We start from the raw sequence: 20,184 nt of genomic DNA, 5'->3' as shown, positions 1-20,184 counted from the left end.
GTTCATTATTGACTGATGAAATAGAAAATTATCATATAAAAAGAGACCTTATTTCTAAGGTCTCTTTTATGATTAGTTGAATAAATCTTTTACTTTATCAAAGAAAGTTTTCTCTTTACCAGAAGGCTCCGCAACCATATCGCCGCTTGCCAATTGCTTTTCGAAAAAATCTTTTTGTTCTTTATTTAATTTTTGTGGAGTCCATACATTGATGTGAACGAACATATCACCTTTACCGTAGCTATCAATACTTGGTAATCCTTTACCCGCCAGTCTAAGGATTTTACCAGATTGAGTACCCGCATCTATGGTGATCTTCACTTTTCCTCCTACAGTTGGTATTTCTTTTTTAGTACCTAAAGATGCTTCTGCAAAAGAGATATATAATTCTTGATGAAGATTGTCACCCTCTCTTTTTATAGTTTGGTCTACTTCCTCTTCTACAATTACCAAAAGATCACCTGCAATTCCCCCGAAAGGTGCATCATTACCTTTTCCTCTCACATTCAGTTGGATACCATCTCTAGCACCAGCAGGGATGTTGATAGAAATCTCCTCTTCCTCTTTTATTAAACCTTGCGCATTGGCACCTGCAGGAATTTTATCCGCAACTTTACCAATACCTTGGCAAGTACTACAAGTAGTTTGGGTCTGCATTTGTCCGAACATCGTGTTCATCACCTTCATCTGTACACCCATTCCATTACACGTAGTACAAGTTTTTGAAGTAGCCCCAGGCGCCATCTTCATTCTTTTAACCTTCAGTGTCTTTTGTGTACCATTCACCATTTCTTCAAGATTCAGCTTTATTCTTACTCTCAAGTTAGAGCCTTTCACTTGCTGACGACCACCGCCGCCATTTCCGCCAAAACCTCCACCGAAAATATCACCGAACTGACTGAAGATATCCTCCATGTTCATTCCGCCTCCGAAGCCACCACCTCCAAAGCCTCCTTGGCCGCCAACTCCAGCATGTCCGTATTGGTCATAACGTGCTTTTTTGTTGTCGTCGCTTAAAACTTCATAAGCCTCTGCTGCTTCTTTGAAGTTTTCTTCAGCTTGCTTATCACCAGGATTTTTGTCTGGGTGATATTTTATAGCCATCTTACGGTAAGCTTTTTTTATTTCGTCGGCACTTGCAGACTTACTGATTTCTAGAACCTCGTAATAATCTCTTTTTGACATGATATATTGTAATTGATGATTGATAAATAATGATGGTAGAATAGAATAATAGTAAAGTATTTACTCCAATTCTTCTCTCATCATTAGCTAGCAATAGTCATGGTTGATTTTAGTTTCCTGTTACTACTTTTGCAAAACGAATTACTTTATCACCCAAAGTATATCCTGTTTCTATGACATCTACTATTTTCCCTTTAAGATCTTCGGATGGAGAAGGTATCTGTGTAATTGCTTCATGGAAATCTACGTCAAAAACGTCTCCAGCCGCAACTTCCATAGTTTTTAATCCTTTCTCAGTCAATTTATTTTTAAATTTCTGATAGATCAATTCTACTCCTTGTAGATCAGATGGGTTACCGTTTTTCGCAATCTCCTTTAATGCTCTTTCAAAATCATCCAAAACTGCCAACATAGAAATCATCATTTCCTGATTTGCGTACTGGAAAAATTCCATTTTCTCTTTAGAAGTTCTCTTTTTATAATTTTCGAACTCAGCATATAATCTGATGTATCGGTCTTTTTCTACTGCCAAAAGTTCCTCTGCTGTTGGAGTTTCTGTCACATTTTCTTGTACCGTATCCTCTGCCTGAGTATTTATATCTTCTTGTGTATTGATGTTTTCTTCGTTGATCTCCTGATTTTCCATAATTCAATAACTTTTTACAATGTTGTTTGGCAAAGATTTTGCCAAAGGCATTTTTGTGACATTAAGTCAGAAAGTGCGATATTCGCGATCCTTATTTAGAAGCTAGTTCCCGCTTTTCATTATAATCTTTTTTTTGCCGAATTATCCAAACCCTATAGGTTTAGCTATTCAATTTTATAAAAACCAGTAAGGTTCCCAACCCAAAAAAAAAGGACTTCCATTGCAATCGGGGCTATATCTCGGTCATTATACAAATGTTTGGTACAACAAATAAAGATTAAGCACAATAATCACAACCGAAATTACCCAAACAGCAATTTTAAGGACAGGTTTATTTACAAATTCACCCATTTTAGCTTTATCATTCGTAAACATCACCAATGGAACTACTGCGAAACTTAGTTGCATAGATAATATCACTTGGCTCAAGACCAACAAATCTGTAGTGCCTTGTTCACCATAAATTATAGTAACAATCAAAGCTGGAATTACTGCTATTAGTCTTGTTATAAGCCTTCTTAACCAAGGTTTAAGCCTAATATTTAGAAATCCTTCCATTACTATTTGTCCTGCTAAAGTTCCCGTAAGTGTGGAGTTTTGCCCAGATGCCAATAAGGCTACTGCAAAAGCAATACTCGCCATAGAAGCTCCCAAAATAGGAGTCAACAATTTATGGGCATCATGAATATCAGCTACATGGTTATTTCCTGTGGTATGAAAAGTTGCAGCCGCCAAAATAAGTATCGCCGCATTAATGAAAAATGCTAATAATAGTGAAACCGTGCTATCTAAAGTAGCAAATTTTATCGCTTCTTTTTTTCCTTCCCGATCTCGTGTGTAATCTCTTGTTTGTACAATGCTGCTGTGTAGATAGAGATTGTGCGGCATTACGGTTGCTCCAAGTATACCAATTCCGATGTATAGCATAGCGGGGTTGGTAATAATCTCTTTTTGCGGAATTAGACCTCCCAAAATTGCATTAATTTCTGGCTTAGAAATAATAATTTCGTAACCAAAACATATAAGAATAATAAATATAAGCCCACCAACAATACTTTCTAGCCATCTAAATCCTTTTGCTTGAAGCATCAAAATGATAAGAACATCGATGGTGGTTATTACAATTCCCCAAGTTAGTGGTATGCCAAAAAGTAAATTGAGGGCAATTGCAGCGCCAATTACTTCTGCAAGATCACATGCAGCAATTGCAATTTCACAAAAAACCCAAAGTATAAAGTTGGTGGTAGGTTTGAAATGATCTCTACATGCTTGTGCCAGATCTCTTTCTGCTACCACACCCAATTTCACAGATAGATGCTGCAAGATCATAGCAAAAATATTGGAAATAAGTATAACGGAAAGTAGAGTATACCCAAACTGTGCACCACCTGCAATATCGGTTGCCCAATTTCCAGGATCCATGTATCCTACGGCAATCATCAATCCTGGACCTGCAAATGCAAGATATTTTCTCCAAAAACTAGATTTTTTAGGTATTGGTATTGATGAAAATACCTCTGGCAATGAGTTGCTTATATTTTCTTTTCTCCAAGCGTCTTTCATGTTATAATCAAATTGTTAGATTTCGCTAACAAATTTAAATAATTAAATGACTAATAAGAGTAATTCATAAAAAAAATCCCGGATATTATTCCGGGATCTTTTTATATATAATATAGGAGATTATTTTGCGAATCTTACAGACATTTTTCTATCAACTGCTCTCTCTTCATCAGATGCCGACGTAGCAACTGTTGCAAATTCGCTTCCGTAACCATCCGCTCCTAAAACTTGTGCGCCAACACCTTTGCTGCTCAACCAGTTTTTGATAAATTCAGCTCTTTCTTTTGATAATTTTACATTGTTTGCTTCATCACCTACCTTATCTGTGTAACCACCAATTTTTACCTTAGCATCTGGGAAAGCTTTAAGAATAGCTAGTAAATTATCAAGTTGACCTTGTGAGTTAGCTTCCAATTCTTTAGAAGATCCCATTTTGAAGTTTACGTGGTCAAAATCATACCATGTTGTTTTCAAAGCTTCATCATCGGCTGCATTTTTATAGCCATCCGATTTTAAGAATGCAATCATTCTATCTTCCATACCTCCTTTATAACCTTTAAGTGCAACACCATTAAGGTCAATATTTTCATCAACTCTTGTTACTGGAGTAGTGGTAGTAGTATTAGTAGCCACTGTATCCCTATCTACGATTGTAGTATCATTATCAACTATATTTGTAGTAGTCTCTTTCTTCTCGCATTGTTTCCAAAGGAAAAATGCTGCGACAACTGCCAGTAATAATGGTAAAAGCCATTTCCAAATAGATCCGCCTCCTTCATTATTGTTATTATTTCTATCGTTAAAAACTTCACTTTGGTTGGTACCTCTAGTAACTTCAACCCTTGGTTTTGGAGTCTCTGGAGTTGTTACATTTACTTTTTGAGTAGTGTCACCTCCAAACATATTTCCAAGATTAAGAGATGCTAAAGATAAACCTGCAGGCAATAAAGTAGATAAAATACCTTTTTGCTCGCTTAATAAATTAGAAATACCAGATTTATCAAGATTATTATCAGAGGCATATTTACCAATAGATCCTACTGTAGCTCCAGTTACTAGATTTAGCAATGATGCAGAAGAATTATTGCTTATTCCTGCGTAAGTTGCAATTGAGTTTACAAGTCCACCTACTTTATCTCCAAAAATGGAGGTTAGCAAGCCAGAAACGACAGATGTGTTATTATTAGAAGCTAATCCTAATAAGTTTCCTAAAATACCTTGAGATGATGGATTACTAATGCTATCTAAAACATTTGTATTATTAGAATTGTTAGCCAATCCGCCGATTACAGCTGGTAATAATCCGCTAATTGCTTTCGCAATACCAGACTCACTTTCGCCAAGATGTGAAGCAGCTTGAGTTACCAATGCGGGACCAAGTTGTCCTTTAATTAAATCAATGATGTTTAAAGACATAATAAATTATTTTAAATTAATGTTATAATTCATTCAACAAAAAGTAGTCCATTTTTAAGGTTTTCTTAATAATATTTTAAATATTGCTAAAATTTCCAGGAAAATTATCAAGTTTTTTAGTAAGCTTTTGCGAATAATACACGTCTAGCTGAAGGTTTTCCTGTAATCATAGAAACTCCCTCTTCAATATCGTCATCTAAGGGTATACATCTGATCGTTGCCTTGGTTTCATCCTTTATTTGCTCTTCTTCTTCTTCTGTACCATCCCAATGCGCATAGATAAATCCTCCTTTTTCTTCCAATACTTTCTTAAATTCTTCATAAGAATCTACTTTTGTGATGTGAGTATCTCTAAAGTTGAGCGCTTTTGCAAATACATCATGTTGTATTGTTGTTAACAGATTTTCAATGTAAACATCAATATTTACTAATGGCTGAGACTCCTTAGTCAAATTATCTCTTCTCGCAATTTCTACCGTACCATTTTCCAAGTCTTTTGGTCCTATCGCCATTCTTACCGGTACTCCTTTTAATTCATACTCAGCAAATTTCCATCCTGGCTTGTTTTGTGTATCGTCATCAAATTTTACAGAAATTCCTTTCGCTTTTAATTTAGCAACAATATCAGATGCAACTTCTGTGATTTGAGCCAATTGTTCATCACCCTTAAAAATTGGAACGATCACTACCTGAATTGGGGCTAGAGATGGAGGCAATACTAGGCCTAAATCATCTGAATGCGTCATAATAAGTGCACCCATTAATCGGGTTGAAGTACCCCAAGATGTTGCCCAAGGATATTCTTGCTTCCCTTCTTTACTGGTATATTTCACATCAAATGCCTTAGGGAAATTTTGACCTAGAAAGTGAGATGTACCTGCTTGCAAAGCTTTACCATCTTGCATCAATGCTTCAATACAATACGTTTCATCTGCTCCAGCAAATCGTTCGGAAGGAGATTTTAGACCTTTGATAACAGGGATAGCCATGAATTTTTCTGCAAATTCTGCGTAAACATTATTCATCTTTTCAGTTTCTTCAATGGCTTCCTCCTTGGTGACATGAGCTGTATGACCTTCTTGCCACAAAAATTCTGCAGTTCTTAAGAACAGTCGGGTTCTCATTTCCCAACGAACTACATTTGCCCATTGATTGATAAGAATTGGTAAATCTCTGTAAGATTGAATCCAGTTTTTATAAGTACTCCAAATAATTGCCTCAGAGGTAGGACGTACAATCAATTCCTCTTCTAATTTTGCATCGGGATCAACTATTAATTTTTGAGGATTATTAGGATCAGTTTTTAATCTGTAATGGGTAACCACGGCGCATTCTTTAGCGAAACCTTCTGCATTTTTTTCTTCAGCTTCAAATAAGCTTTTAGGTACAAAAAGTGGAAAATAAGCATTTTGGTGACCTGTTTCCTTGAACTTCTTATCTAGTTCATCGCGCATTTTTTCCCAAATTGCATACCCGTAGGGTTTAATAACCATACATCCTCTAACGCCTGAGTTTTCAGCTAAATCTGCTTTTACTACAAGTTCGTTATACCATTTGCTATAATCTTCGCTTCTTGTGGTTAATTTTGCCATTATTTTTTATTTTTTTTAACTTTTCTATTTTATTGTAATCTAAAAATAAAAATCTATTTTTGGTAGATCTTTTGCCTCAATGTTTTGGTACATTTTTGGTGCAGATTGCAAATATAATTTAAATATAAAATTTTTACATTATCATGAAAAGAAATATACATAAAAATTTGCTACTTATTCTAAAATCTAAAAGTATTTTAGCGATATCTAGTGGATTATTATTAGTCTCTTGTGGAGCTCAAATGGGCGGCTATAGCGAGAGAGATGGCGTATATTATGATCCCAATAAAGATACACTTCCAGAAGGTGTTATCATCAGTGGAGATCAAGGTAATAGAGTAGGGCAAAACTATGATTATTATCAAGACTCTAATATTATTGAAAATGCGCAACTTAACGCAGCTGAGCAAAACAATCGATACAGTACTTGGGCTGAGACATCATACCAAACCAATGTTACCGACTCAGATTGGGGTAACTTTGCAGGAAACCAGACCAATTATTATTCAAACTACTTTGGTTCACCTTGGGGATGGTATGGTGGATATAGCCCATTTTGGGGTATGGGTTCTGGCTGGGGCATGGGAATGGGAATGTCATTGGGTTGGGGCTGGGGAGGCTATAATTCCTTTTGGAATTTAGGTTGGAATTCCCCTTACTACTATGGTGGATACTACGGGAATCCTTATTGGGGATATGGTGGTGGATATTATGGAAACCCATATTGGGGTTATGGTAGTGGATATTATGGATATAACAACTATTATAGACCTCAATATAGAAGAAGTGGCGCAAATGGTAGAAGCTTCACCAATAATAGCATCAACAAGTATCAAGGGAATAATTCTGCTTTCAGAAATTCTAATGGCTCTGGAGTCAAAAACAATGCCAATGGTTTCAGAAATGGTAATATGAACAATGGTGGAAGACAAAACGGAATAAACCAAAATGGAGGCTTCAGAAACATCAATTCTAACCAAAATAGAGGATATAGAAACACTTCAATACCTAGGCAAAATAGTTCTCAGCAGCCTACCCAAAATAATGGTGGTTTCAGATCTGGAGGATTTAATAACTCCAATTACAATAGTGGTGGCGGATTCCGAGGTGGATCATCTTCTGGCGGAGGTGGCATGAGATCTGGTGGCGGAGGCTTCAGGTCTGGTGGAAGATAATTAATTACAAAAAAACTACTTACTAAACATAACAATGTTAAAAAAATCTATAATTATAACAAGTATTGCTGCTGCGTTTTTTGCACAGGCACAAGATATTTCAGTAATCAAAAATTCCGTAGATGTCTATTCTAATACACCCATGATAGGCTCATCAAGGTTTAATGCAATGGCGGGATCCAATGGCGCATTAGGTGGGGATGCTTCTGCTTTATTAACTAACCCTGCGGGTATTGGTGTTGCCATTGCTGGTGATGTTTCTGGCACCTTATCTATCATTAGCAACAAAAATACCTCAACTCTTGGAGGTAATTCTACTTCTTACAAAGTGAATAATGCAGATTTGGGGACCGCAAATGGATTAATTGCCTTTAAACTTCCTACAGAATCAGCTTGGAAATTTGTGAATTTAGCCGTTAACATTTCTACCCAATCTGTTGAAAATTATGTTGAATCTCCAGGCAATACTAATGTAGTTATCGCTAAAGACTTAGTGGATAATGCAGGTAATAATTTGGTAGGCAATTTATCCTATATGGGTCATGCTTATGATCGATACGGTAACCAATCTAAATTTAACTTTGGGGTAGGTGCCAATTATAATAACTCTATTTACTTAGGTGCTAGTTTAAATTTTCATACAGTAGATCTGGAGCAACATGATGTAGCAAAATTGGGTTTGGATCTGGATAACTCAGTAACCACTTTCGATAAACAATTTAGTCCTTTTCAAGAACAATCAAATGGTTTTTCTGCAAATGTGGGTATAATAGGTAAAGTTTCCAATCAGGTAAGATTGGGTGCTTCTATAGAAACACCTACATGGTGGTCTATGGATAGGATATACACAGATTATTATGATGGTAGCGATGGGATTTATTATGATAATTTCTCGGAAACTAGAAACTTTAGATCTCCAATGAAAGCCACGTTCAGTGGTGCCTATGTTCCTACTAAAAACTTTGCAATTAATGTAGATTACACTTTGGGTCTTACAAAACCTAAATATGAAATAGAAGGACCTGCGGAAACTGAGTTGAATTCATTCTTTAATGATTCTTCAAAAAGTTTATCAGAAATAAGAGTGGGAGCCGAATATAGAATTAGTGCTTTCAGAATTCGTGGAGGATATGCACATGCATCAAGTCCTTTTGACGCTATGACTATTAGTTCTTATTCTAATGCAGGATTAGCAGGTGATAATAATTACAGCAACCTAATTTTAGGTTCTAGAAATACTATCGGGGTAGGTATCGGATATGATTTTGGTAAATTGTATATTGATGCAGCTTATCAAAATGTTTCATCTGAGTACAAAAATCCTTTCTTAGCGGGATATGCTGGGGATAACTATACTACAGGTTATTATTCAGGGGATTTTGATGTGACTACGCCATATCATGTTGTGTCAGATGTCAAAAACATTAAAAATAATTTGTTTCTTACTGTAGGATTTAAGTTTTAATATAATTTTAAAATTAAAAAGTAGGCTTCGATAAATATTTCGAAGCCTATTTTTTTACATATTAATATCTATTATTTAATGGTCGTGAGTATGAAAAGTATGCATTATTAATGCAAACGAAATTCCCAAGATAACCAAACCTATTTTTGACCAGTTTATATTGTGATTTTTATTACTTTCAAATATAATAACTGAAGATATATGTAAAAATATTCCTCCAACAATCGCCAAGAAATAAGGTTGCCAATCTGGATTGAAATAATTACCCAATAATACACCCAGCGGTGACGCCAGAGCAAACAATACCACGATGAGCAAAGAAGAACGTGAGGTTTTACTTTCAGAATGATTGAATAAAAATGCACCTAGAATAAATGAGATGGGTAGATTGTGAAACAAAATTCCAAGCAGATAAGGAGACAGAACTTCCTTTTCGTTCGCTAATGGGATACCTTCTATAAATGCATGAACAAACAGCCCTACCATTAAAGCAACCGGCAATATATTTTTGCTGTCGTTATGATGATGAAAATGCCCATGTTCAAACCCTTTTGTGAGTGCTTCCAAAATCATTTGAAGCAAAACTCCCACTATGACAAAAATTCCTAGATTTTTGCTCACGGTTGAGGTATACACCATCGGAAATACTTCATTAAGGCATATTGTAATTAAAAATCCGGCACTGAGAACAAGTAAACTTTTGGCAAATTTTTCTTTTTTTCCGAATAATTTACCCAAAATAATCCCTGCCAATACACTCAGAATTAATAAAAGAATAATCATTATTTTTTCTTAAATAAATTGATGCAACGAGGTGACGTTTCTTTTGTGAAATCATTCAAAACATAATCTCCACAAATTTTTACTCTTTCAAAACCACTATTTTCAGCATATTCTTTGATAGCGTCTAGCGTATGCAATTTTACTTTCTCGAAAAAATGAAAAGACTGTCCTTCATGTTCAAATTTAATGTCTTTGATCACGTGTCTTCCTTCAATTTTTTTGGTAATATTAAAATCAATTCCTTGTCTGTGAACTACGGTTTCTGGAACCAAAGTATTTTTCACAAATTCCTCGTTCAAGTAATCCAAAACAAAATAACCGCCAGATTTCAAACCATTACTTACAGAATCAAATACCTTTTTGTCATCTTGTTCGTCATCAAAATACCCAAAACTGGTAAACAAATTGAAAATTGCATCTACAGGCTCGGCATCGATAGGATTTCTCATATCATGAACCTTAAATGTAAGATTTTCGTTTTCAAATTGATGATCAAACTCAATACTTTGCTGAGAAAGATCGAGTCCCAACACTTGGTAACCCAATTTATTAAGAAAAACAGAGTGTCTTCCTTTTCCGCAAGCAAGGTCTATAATGCAAGAATTTTCCGGCAATTTAAGGTCTTGCGTAAGTTTTGTAATAAAAATTTCTGCCTCTGTGTAATCTCTATTACTATAAAGCATATGATAATAAGGGGTATCAAACCAAGATTCAAACCATTCCATAATACAAAAATAACTAAATTTGCACGGTTAAAAGAATAGTATTTTAGATAATGCAATATCATTAAGATCAAATTTGGGTTCTTTAGGTTTTGTATTAAATTAAAAATCAGATACATAAAACTTTTTTCAGTATAATTATGGATATAGAAAACTTACAAATTCAGATAAAAACTTTCTTCGGGTTGGAGGCAGTTTTAGCAGAAGAAATTAAAAAGTTAGGAGGAAAAAACGTAGAAATAAAAAATCGTGCAGTAAATTGTGAAGGCGATTTAGGATTTTTATATAAAATAAATTACTCAGCAAGAACAGCATTAAAAATTTTAGTTCCGATATTAGATTTTAAGGCTTATAATGAAACTAAATTTTACGAAAAATTATTTAAGTTCGAGTGGGATCAATATATGGATGTTGACCAAACTTTTGCTATTGATAGTACCGTAAATTCAGAAAGATTCAGTCATTCTCAATTTATGACTTTCAAAATGAAAGATGCTATCGTAGATTATTTTCAAAATAAATATGGCAAAAGACCAAATATTGAAACGAAATCTCCAGAAATAAAAATTCACCTTCATATTGATAGAGAATTGGTAACAATTTCTCTAGATTCTTCTGGTGATGCACTTTTTAAGAGAGGATACAGAAAAGAACAAGGTGAAGCGCCTATCAATGAAGTTTTAGCGAGCGGAATGCTTCAATTAGCAGGTTGGGATGGTAAAGGTAATTTTTTGGACCCTATGTGTGGATCGGGAACCATCTTAATTGAAGCAGCAATGATTGCAATGGATCTGCCAGCACAGATTTTCAGAAGAAGATTTGCTTTCCAAAACTGGAATAACTATGATTCTGATCTGTTTCAAACAATAAAAGACGTGAGAATTGCAAGAATAAAAGAATTTCATGGTAAAATTGTAGGGTACGATATTGATGGGAGGATGCTAGATGCAGCTGATATCAATGTTCAATCTGCAGAAATGGAAGAGGTGATAGATATTAGAAGACAAGACTTCTTTGAGTCTAAAAAAGAACTTTTCCCATTATTAATGGTGTTCAACCCACCTTATGACGAAAGAATCTCCATCAACGATGACGATTTTTATAAAAAAATTGGGGATACCTTCAAAACAAACTATCCAAATACCTTAGCATGGATGATTTCTTCGGATTTAGAAGCGGTGAAGAAAGTGGGATTAAGACCTTCTAGAAAAATAAAATTATTCAATGGAAAGTTAGAAACTAGATTCTTACAGTACGAAATGTATGAGGGTACTAAAAAGTTGCATAAGCTAGAAAAACCAGAATAGTAAAGTACTATCTATCTAAAATAATAAGAATGTAAAGAAGAGTTTTTTACCTTTAAAAGCATTTCTTTACATGTCTTATGGATAGAGTAAATTTACATGTTTCTTATGATGATCACCATTTTAATTTAAATTTATTTTGAATCCTACTATTTCCATCGTTGTCGCTATTTTTAATCGTAAAGACGAATTATTCGAGCTTCTAACATCTCTTAGTCATCAATCTGATCCACTTTTTGAAATCATTATCGTAGATGATGGTTCGAAAATAGATTTGAAACCGACTATTAAAAATTTCGAGAATTCATTGGAAATCAATTATTATAGAAAAGAAAATTCGGGTCCTGGTTTATCAAGAAATTACGGCGCCAAACGTGCAAAAGGCGAATGGTTGGTTTTTGTAGATAGCGATGTTATTGTAGAAAAAGAGTATATAGAAAATATCAAAAAATCTATAGAAACGATACAATGCGATGCTTTTGGTGGTGCAGATAAGGCACATAAGGGTTTTAACCTGATGCAAAAAGCAATTTCGTATTCTATGACTTCAGTTTTTACAACGGGAGGAATACGTGGAAATAAGAAAGCAGTTGCCAAGTTTCAACCTCGCAGCTTTAACATGGGAGTGAAGAAGGAAGTTTTCGATAAAGTAGGTGGATTTTCTGAAATGAGAATTGGTGAAGATCCAGATTTATCGATGACATTGTGGGAAAACAGGTTTACCACGGCTTTTTTTGATACTATTGCGGTCTATCACAAGCGTAGAGTAGATTTCGGGAAATTTTCTAAGCAGGTCTATCAATTCGGGTGTGCAAGGCCTATTCTCAACCAAAGACATCCCAACTATGTGAAGATCTCTTTTGCATTTCCTACCTTATTCTTGTTGGGTTATATTTGTGGTTTTATAGAGTATTTTGTAATAGGTAATGGTATTATACTTGGATTTTATGGTCTTTACACATTGATGGTGTTTTTTCATGCCCTTTTCGTTACGAAAAATGTAGCAATTGCTGCTATGGCAATTATCTCTACCTATATCCAAATGTTTTCTTATGGATATGGATTTTTGAAATCGTGGATCTTACTTACAATTTTAAAGATGAAACCTGAAGATGCATTTCCCTCTCATTTTCACAAAAATTAAATTGTTATATTTCATAAAAAAAATAATGCTGCTGATCCCTCAGCAGCATTTCCTTCTAAATGTACATCGTTTCATGGTTTAGAACGCCCGTTTTTAGCATGCATTCTTTCATTTTTTGATAGGTTCTTTCGATATCTTGGTCGAGTCCTATTGAAAATCTTATTAATCCGTCTGATATTCCCATTGCGATGCGCTCTTCTTCTGGTATTTCAGATGAGGTAGAGCTTCCAGAGCAAGAGAATAACGTTTTATAGAAGCCTAAACTTACAGCTAGATAGCCTAAGTTTTCTTGCTGCATTAATTCCATCAATTCGTTGGCTTTTTCAGTAGTGCCAGCGTCTACAGTAATGAGTCCTCCATATCCATATTCTGCGTTCATCATTCCTTTCATAATTTCATGGTTAGGATGAGATGGCAATCCTGGGTAAGACACTTTTAGTCCATCATTTTCAAATCTTTCCGCCAAGTACATTGCATTATAAGAATGCTGTTTCATCCTGATGTGTAAAGTTCTTAAATTTTTAAGCACACTAGAAGATCTGAAACTATCCATTGTTGGCCCCAAAAGCATACATGCACCATCGTTTACACTTTTAGATGCATCTACAAATTCCTTAGTTGCGCAATATACTCCACCTACAGTATCACTGCTTCCGTTGATGAATTTTGTTAAACTGTGGATTACAACATCTGCACCCAATAATGTAGGAGAGATAGACATTGGGGAGAACGTATTATCTACAATCAGTTTTAGATTGTGTTTTTTACAGATTTCTGATAATTTTCTTAGATCCGCTACTTCTAATAGAGGATTACTCACTGTTTCACAGTAAATTACCTTTGTATTGGGTTGTATTGATTTTTCTATCCAATCGAAATTATTGATATCAACGAAAGTAGTATCTATCTTAAATGAAGGTAAAAAGTTTTTAAGAAAAGCATAAGTACCTCCATAGATTGTTCTGCTAGAGATGATATGATCGTCAGACTTACAAATTTGCATCAATACAGAAGTAATAGCACCCATACCAGATGCAGTAACATTGGCTGACTCTGTATTTTCCATCTTTGCTAATGCCTGAGATAGATATAAGTTGGTAGGAGAGGTGTGTCTAGAATATAGATAGCATCCATCTGTATTTCCCTCGAAGGTATCAAGCATTGTTTTTGCTGATAAGAAGGTGTAGGTAGAACTATCCGAAATAGAAGGGTTTACTCCTCCGAATTCTCCAAAGTATTGCAAATCTTGTATTTCGTTTGCTGGGTCAAAATGGTTCATGATTTTTTTTATAAAATTGTACTATTTCAAATTTTAAAACAACAAAAATCTACTTATTTAGATTATAAAACTAGAAATTCTTCATATTGTAAACAAAAAAATTATTATATTGTAGAATAATAAATTTTCACCAAAAAAATTACGATGAAATTAGACGACACAGATAGAAAGTTATTACTTTATCTCCAACAGGATTGTAAACAAACTACAAAAGAGCTTGCCTACAAACTAGGTTTATCCGTTACAGCCATTTATGAGCGCATAAAGAAGCTAGAAAACTCGGGTGTTATATCGAAATATGTTGCTTTGTTGGACAGAACTAAGATTGATAAAAATTTTGTTGTCTTATGCCATATTAAACTCACACAGCACAAGAAAGACTTTGTGATGCAATTTGAAAGAGAAGTAATGACGTTAGACGAAGTCACAGAGTGCTTCCATGTGAGTGGTGACTTCGATTATATTCTTAAAATTTGCCTTAAAGATATGGACGATTACAGAAATTTTATGCTAAGTAAACTTACTGCCCTCAATCATATTGCGAGTACGCATAGTTCGTTTTCTATTTCGGAGGTGAAAAATACCACGTCACTTATCCTTTAAAAAATTACATCAAAACGCCATTATTAGAAACTACAGCATCAGGAAGATCCTCATGTTCGCCCATCATTTGTAGCAAATCAATCTCAATACCTCTACAAATAGAAAGCATAGGAACATCAAACATCAGACCAGCAAAAGGGTTTTCAGAATAATCGCCCACCAATTCCATAATAATATAGATCCAACCAACAATAATGCAGAATGGGATGCTAACCCAAATTCCCCAATCACCCAATTTGGCAAATTCGCTTACCAAACCTAATGGCAAAATGGTAACAAATAGAATATTGAAAATGTAAGCTGTATTGGCGAATTGTCTAGGAGATGGAAATTTTTTTATTCTTTCAGCTTGTCCCTGAAGGGTATAAAACTCGTTGATGCATTCTTGCAATTGCATATGATTAAAATCTGAAATCCAACCTTCGTTTTTAAGTTCTATAATGTCTTTGGATTGTATTGCATTGAGATGTGTAGCAAAGTTTTTGTAGATCGATTGCTCCTCAAGTTCTTTTTCAGACAAATATTTGTGCAAAAAAATAGACGTGCGATTGTAATCTGGAAAACTTGCTTTTATCAATCTATTGCGCTGTTGATCTACACTTACAAAATTTTCATCAGCATACAGATGTTCCCAATCTGTTGGGATAAGAAGTTGTTCTCTTAGCTGATACAGCCAAGCGATATGACGATAAATAATTGTTCTCTTTTTATTATTAAAATTTTCGTCTATTCCTTTATTATTTTCAAAAGCATTGATCATTGCGGAGAAGGATCGACTAGAATTTACGATTCCGCCCCAAATTTTTCTTGCTTCCCACAATCTATCATAAGCTTGATTATTTTTAAAACCTACCAAAAAAGCTTCTGCTGTACCAATAAGAGCAACCGGAACCCAAGGAATAATCATCCAATCCCAATTGAAAATATAAAACAATGTTGCCACCAATGTACACCATATTGCTACCAAGAGCAAATGCTTACCAGAAATATGCAAAACCTGTTTGTAACTGAAATATTTGGATGTGATCATGGGATAGTTTTCTTATCTATAGTGTTTTACATATTTAAGAAATAATTTGATAAGAAGACTCGAATTTTTTAAATTTAATTTTAAATAAAAAAATCCTACTCAAAATAGAAGTAGGATTGAATTTTTACAAGGAGTAAAAATGTTATTTTACTAAAGAATCAAAATTTTGCAATTTGTAATCTTCAGAGCTTAGTTGTTCAAAGTAAGATAATTTTGAGTTGCCTTTCATTTTTCTTACTGCTCCTACAGCTCCTGCAAAATCTTTGTCAATTTTGGTTGCAATTTCTGTTGGTTTGAAGTCTTTTTTTACACTATCATCTTCAACACCTAGATATCCATTTTTCTTGGTTACATAAGTGATATAGTTGTCATAAGTTCCCAATGTATTTCTGAAATATTGAGTGTGATAGTTCATACACTTGTCTACTTTTTTGCTTTTGTTTACGATACAAGAGCCCATATTTCCTTTATAAAGGTCAAATTCCTGCGATAGCGTTTCATATTCTTTCTTCAAAGCTGCAGTTCCGTTTACCAAAACAGTTTGGTCGCCTTCTTTTTCGCTTATTTTTTTCAAGTGTTCTATTACCAAAGGTACGGTATTTTCAATTTTGGTTTTGGCTTCGGTGATAGAGCCAAAAACCGAAGAAGTCTGTGCATTCGCTACATTAAATACAAGTAATAAAAGTACAGAAAATAACTGATATCTTTTCATGATCAAATTTTAAAGCACTAAAATAAATATATTTTCTCGGTTTATCCAATAACATTTTGATTTTATTTAATAAAATTTAACAAGTTTTAAGAGATAGTCCAATTTTACCCATTAATACAGACAATTCATTAGCAAACTCAAATATTGTTTAAGTTTTAAATAAAATGTTAAATAAATTTTATGAGTTGATATTCAGTGTGTTAAGATTAATTTAAGCTTATCACTATAAAAATAGTTGTACGTGTAAGAAAATCGTTTACATTTGTATCACTAAATAAATAGTGATAAACACAAATTCGCTCTTATTTTAAATTAAATAATAAAATGAAGATGAAAATACAAACACTTACCAAAGCAGAAGAACAGGCAATGCAATATCTATGGAAACTGAAAAAAGGTTTCCTGAAGGATCTTTTGGAACTTTATCCAAAGCCCAAGCCACATACCAATACTTTATCAACTTTACTGAAAGTGCTAAAGGAAAAAAACTTTGTAGACTATGAAGTTTTTGGGAGGCAGCACCAATATTTTCCGTTGGTTACCAGAGAGCAATATTCTGGCAAAACAATGAAAAGTTGGGTGGGGAATTATTTCAAGGGCTCTTATAAAAATGCGGTTTCTTTCTTGGTAGAGAAAAACGAAATGTCGGTAGAAGATCTAGAAATGTTGCTGAATGAACTAAAAAATAAAGATTGACATGGAAGCTCTACTATTCTATCTCGGAAAACTTATTCTCTGTTCGGGTGTATTATTTTTGTACTATCAGTTGTCTCTTAAAGATAAGACTTTTCATCATTACAACCGTTTTTATTTGCTCTCGGCAGTGCTTATTTCCATTATTTTACCTTTGGTAAAAGTAGAAAACTTCACTATTGAAGTGAGTAAAAATGTGTATTTGCTGATGAGTCAGTTTCAGACGTTTCATGTAGAAAATAACAACAATCATGGTATCATTTATAGTAGAATTATGTATTCGGCTTTGGTCTTGGTTTCTCTATTTTTTGTAGGCAAATTGTCTTATGGCATTTTTACCATTTTCAGACTCAAAAGAAAGTTCCCACAAGAGAAATTCGGGGATATTCAATTTTATCAAACCAATTTGGAAGAAGCTCCGTTTTCATATTTTAAAAATCTCTTTTGGAAGGATAGTATTGCACTTAATTCTGAAATTGGAAAGCAAATTTTGAAGCACGAAATGGTTCATATAGAGCAAAAACACTCTTATGACAAGATTTTTATGGAAGTGATAACCGCATTGTTTTGGTTTAATCCTATTTTTTATCTATTCAAAAAAGAAGTCAATTTAATACACGAATATTTGGCAGATCATAAAGCTGTAAAACAATCTGACACCAAAGCATTTGCGCAGATGCTACTGGCTAGTCATTTTTCTGGAACAGCGTTTCCTGCCACAAGTCCATTTCTGAGCTCAAACCTTAAAAAAAGATTGAAAATGTTACAAAAACCACAAACAAAATATGCTTATGCGAGAAGAATATTGGCTTTACCAGTAGTTTTCACACTCGCTTTTTCTTATATGGTAAATGCCAAGAATAACGAAATAAAAGCGACCAATGAAGAAATAGATGCAGCGGTAAAAATGATGGAAACATCTGAAAATACGTCAAGCGATAATTCAAAATTGGATGAAAATGCTATGTCTAATACTACAATAGCAAAGGATACGATAGCACAACCAAAAGTTTCAAATTTAATAATAACCAAAAATGATGGAGAATATCATCCATTAAGACAGAAAATAGTTGATGCAAAATCGGATGATGTCTTTCTAATCAAGGGTAAAAAAGTAAGTAAAGCAGGCTATTTAAAATACTTTGATAACAATAGGGAAGTTCCTAATTTGGTATTTAGTCATTCGGTTCCGAGAAGTGAAGGAGCGCAAAGCAAAGTTTTTAGCGTAGAACATTCAGATGATAGCGATTCTCAAAAGATTAGAAGCAAAGTCTTTAAAGAGAATAATGCGAGCAATGATTTGGTTCTTTTTCTAAATAAAATCGATAAAACTCCTGAAGAAAAGGAGGTGACTAGACAAAAATTACTAGACTTTAGAAAAAATATTCAAGAAAAAATATCAGAAAAAATAAAATCTAATTCAGAAGTAGAAGAAAAAATTGCGAATCAGCGCAAGGAAAGTCTATTTGATAGACAATTTTATAAAGATAGAGATTACGTGAGTAATCCTCTAACAGCGAAAGAATTAAAATCACTGACGGATGATGCTAAGAAGATAGAACGATTGAATTCCGGCGGTAAATCTAATTTTAATTATGGAATATATAATGCTAAAGAATACGTGACAAAAATTTTTGATTTTGAAGGGAAACTTGTGAATACAGACAATTCTAATAGACCAAAAATAAAGACTAGCAAAATGATGATAAGTACAGATGGAGCTGAATTATATGTTAACGGGAAGAAGGTAAATAATGAGGAATTCAAGAAATATCAATCTGATTTTAAAATTGTAAATGAAAATCCTACGATAAAATCCTTCATTATAGAAAGAGTAGGAGACGCTAAAAGGTCTTATGCGAAAAAGCTAGAAATCATAACTGATGATATTGCAAACGCAAAACTAGACAATCCTTGGATAATCAAAGTGGATGCACATCCAAAGCCTTTAGCAGTCTCTTCAACGAGCGTTGTTACTACTAAGCCTTTGGTTAAAAAAGGTGAAAAATTAAGCAAAATTCTCAAACAAAAGGAATTAGAATTTTTAAGTTCAAGCTATTTAAAAAACGCTAATCCTGGTGAAGATCAAAAGAAATTTATCGAAGACAATGTAAATATTACCATCGATGGAAAAGTTTCAAGTAAAGAGCAATATCTTTCACTTGATCCAGCGAAAATTAAAAATATTATTTTTAGTAAAAATAAGGCAGAAGATACATTGATGAATAATATTTCTATAACCACAAAATAAGCTTAATTTAAAGAAAATGAAAAAACTAATAACCGCAGTTCTTAAATCTTTTACTTGCTTGATAATGGCACAAATAAAAGGTTTGTGTATGAATACAAATTGGTGCCAGATTCTACAAACAGAGCAGATATAAAGGCTGAAATAATGCATTTGGATGTTACCAAAGAAGGTTCTAGATTTTATAGTTATACGGTTTACCAATCGGATTCTTCTATGAAAGTAAATATGGAAAAACAATTGGCAGCAAAAGGCAGTATAGAAATTAAAAGTGGAGATAGAAAAGGTTTTGTAAAATATTCTGTATCCAAATATTATCCTGATTATAAAATATACCTGAATAATAGGGTGCTTATGGACCATTACAAAGTATTAGATGACCGAAAAATCGTTTGGAATATAGAATCTAAAAAAAAAGCTAGGAAACTGGAATGTCCAAAAAGCAGTTACTATCTTTGGCGGTAGAGTTTGGACTGCATAGTTTTCTATAGAATTACCAACTCAAGCTGGAGGTCTGGAATCTTATTCCTAAAGAGTATTTTGTTTATTATAGAAAGAGTCATGACCATAAAAATGGAGTAATATATTTCTGTTGTAGTAGATGATTCTTGATATTATGCTTAA

Annotated in this window: 18 protein-coding genes; 8 read left to right on the top strand and 10 right to left on the bottom strand. The window is 33.8% G+C overall.

All coding sequences use genetic code 11. The features are described from left to right. Positions 1-72: 72 nt before the first annotated feature. The 5 genes from dnaJ to proS form a co-directional block, all read right to left on the bottom strand. Positions 73-1,185 (bottom strand): molecular chaperone DnaJ, encoded by a 1,113-nt coding sequence (dnaJ, locus tag ACKI42_RS09850; RefSeq protein ID WP_407404919.1) that lies wholly within the window; start codon positions 1,183-1,185, stop codon positions 73-75. 109 nt (positions 1,186-1,294) lie between these two features. Then, positions 1,295-1,831 carry a nucleotide exchange factor GrpE gene (locus ACKI42_RS09845; protein WP_407404917.1) on the bottom strand — a complete coding sequence of 179 codons (537 nt, stop codon included), beginning with the start codon at positions 1,829-1,831 and terminating at the stop codon, positions 1,295-1,297. Positions 1,832-2,077: 246 nt separating this feature from the next. Further along, positions 2,078-3,394: an Nramp family divalent metal transporter gene (locus ACKI42_RS09840; RefSeq protein ID WP_407404915.1), complete on the bottom strand. Its 1,317-nt coding sequence runs from the start codon at positions 3,392-3,394 to the stop codon at positions 2,078-2,080. A 120-nt stretch (positions 3,395-3,514) separates the two neighbouring features. Further along, positions 3,515-4,810 carry a DUF937 domain-containing protein gene (locus tag ACKI42_RS09835; protein ID WP_407404913.1) on the bottom strand — a complete coding sequence of 432 codons (1,296 nt, stop codon included), beginning with the start codon at positions 4,808-4,810 and terminating at the stop codon, positions 3,515-3,517. Positions 4,811-4,926: 116 nt separating this feature from the next. Further along, complete coding sequence (gene proS / locus ACKI42_RS09830) at positions 4,927-6,402, bottom strand: proline--tRNA ligase (RefSeq protein ID WP_407404911.1); 1,476 nt, start codon at positions 6,400-6,402, stop codon at positions 4,927-4,929. A 143-nt stretch (positions 6,403-6,545) separates the two neighbouring features. On the opposite strand from proS, the gene ACKI42_RS09825 reads away from it, so the two are divergent. Further along, positions 6,546-7,577: a prolyl-tRNA synthetase gene (locus tag ACKI42_RS09825; RefSeq protein WP_407404909.1), complete on the top strand. Its 1,032-nt coding sequence runs from the start codon at positions 6,546-6,548 to the stop codon at positions 7,575-7,577. Positions 7,578-7,611: 34 nt separating this feature from the next. After that, positions 7,612-9,042 carry an OmpP1/FadL family transporter gene (locus ACKI42_RS09820; RefSeq protein ID WP_407404907.1) on the top strand — a complete coding sequence of 477 codons (1,431 nt, stop codon included), beginning with the start codon at positions 7,612-7,614 and terminating at the stop codon, positions 9,040-9,042. A 75-nt stretch (positions 9,043-9,117) separates the two neighbouring features. On the opposite strand, the gene ACKI42_RS09815 is transcribed toward ACKI42_RS09820, so the two are convergent. Together ACKI42_RS09815 and ACKI42_RS09810 are read right to left on the bottom strand one after the other, a co-directional pair. Continuing rightward, the gene (locus tag ACKI42_RS09815; RefSeq protein WP_407404905.1) at positions 9,118-9,825 is read right to left on the bottom strand and encodes a ZIP family metal transporter; all 708 of its coding nucleotides are present in this window, start codon (positions 9,823-9,825) and stop codon (positions 9,118-9,120) included. Continuing rightward, entirely contained in the window at positions 9,825-10,550 is a 726-nt protein-coding gene (locus tag ACKI42_RS09810; protein WP_407404903.1) for a class I SAM-dependent methyltransferase, read from the bottom strand. Before ACKI42_RS09810 ends, ACKI42_RS09815 begins: the two co-directional genes overlap by 1 nt. Before the next feature lie 137 nt (positions 10,551-10,687). Here ACKI42_RS09810 and ACKI42_RS09805 point away from each other — a divergent pair, with 137 nt between their 5' ends. Both ACKI42_RS09805 and ACKI42_RS09800 read left to right on the top strand, forming a co-directional pair. After that, positions 10,688-11,854, top strand: coding sequence for a class I SAM-dependent RNA methyltransferase (locus ACKI42_RS09805; RefSeq protein ID WP_407404901.1), 1,167 nt, complete (start codon positions 10,688-10,690; stop codon positions 11,852-11,854). 136 nt (positions 11,855-11,990) lie between these two features. After that, positions 11,991-12,995: a glycosyltransferase gene (locus tag ACKI42_RS09800; protein WP_407404899.1), complete on the top strand. Its 1,005-nt coding sequence runs from the start codon at positions 11,991-11,993 to the stop codon at positions 12,993-12,995. Between the two features lie 55 nt (positions 12,996-13,050). On the opposite strand, the gene ACKI42_RS09795 is transcribed toward ACKI42_RS09800, so the two are convergent. Next, a complete protein-coding gene (locus tag ACKI42_RS09795) occupies positions 13,051-14,274 on the bottom strand; it encodes an aminotransferase class I/II-fold pyridoxal phosphate-dependent enzyme (RefSeq protein ID WP_407404897.1) in 1,224 nt (407 codons plus the stop codon). Positions 14,275-14,418: 144 nt separating this feature from the next. Between ACKI42_RS09795 and ACKI42_RS09790 the strand changes: the two genes are divergently transcribed. Then, a complete protein-coding gene (locus tag ACKI42_RS09790) occupies positions 14,419-14,877 on the top strand; it encodes an Lrp/AsnC family transcriptional regulator (protein WP_407404895.1) in 459 nt (152 codons plus the stop codon). A 4-nt stretch (positions 14,878-14,881) separates the two neighbouring features. Here the strand turns inward: ACKI42_RS09790 and ACKI42_RS09785 are convergent, their stop codons facing one another. Together ACKI42_RS09785 and ACKI42_RS09780 are read right to left on the bottom strand one after the other, a co-directional pair. Next, positions 14,882-15,907, bottom strand: coding sequence for a bestrophin family protein (locus ACKI42_RS09785; protein WP_407404893.1), 1,026 nt, complete (start codon positions 15,905-15,907; stop codon positions 14,882-14,884). A gap of 142 nt (positions 15,908-16,049) precedes the next feature. Next, complete coding sequence (locus tag ACKI42_RS09780; RefSeq protein WP_407404891.1) at positions 16,050-16,619, bottom strand: hypothetical protein; 570 nt, start codon at positions 16,617-16,619, stop codon at positions 16,050-16,052. Between the two features lie 330 nt (positions 16,620-16,949). Here ACKI42_RS09780 and ACKI42_RS09775 point away from each other — a divergent pair, with 330 nt between their 5' ends. The 3 genes from ACKI42_RS09775 to ACKI42_RS09765 all read left to right on the top strand — a co-directional run bounded on the left by ACKI42_RS09775 (position 16,950) and on the right by ACKI42_RS09765 (position 20,025). Continuing rightward, on the top strand, positions 16,950-17,315 hold the full coding sequence (locus ACKI42_RS09775) for a BlaI/MecI/CopY family transcriptional regulator (protein WP_407404889.1): 366 nt from the start codon (positions 16,950-16,952) through the stop codon (positions 17,313-17,315). A 1-nt stretch (position 17,316) separates the two neighbouring features. Continuing rightward, complete coding sequence (locus tag ACKI42_RS09770; protein WP_407404887.1) at positions 17,317-19,563, top strand: M56 family metallopeptidase; 2,247 nt, start codon at positions 17,317-17,319, stop codon at positions 19,561-19,563. An 84-nt stretch (positions 19,564-19,647) separates the two neighbouring features. Continuing rightward, positions 19,648-20,025 (top strand): hypothetical protein, encoded by a 378-nt coding sequence (locus tag ACKI42_RS09765; protein ID WP_407404885.1) that lies wholly within the window; start codon positions 19,648-19,650, stop codon positions 20,023-20,025. Positions 20,026-20,184: the final 159 nt, after the last annotated feature.

The organism is Chryseobacterium sp. (genome assembly GCF_045629545.1).
Taxonomy (GTDB): domain Bacteria; phylum Bacteroidota; class Bacteroidia; order Flavobacteriales; family Weeksellaceae; genus Chryseobacterium.
This window is presented reverse-complemented; position numbering and strand designations above follow the sequence as displayed.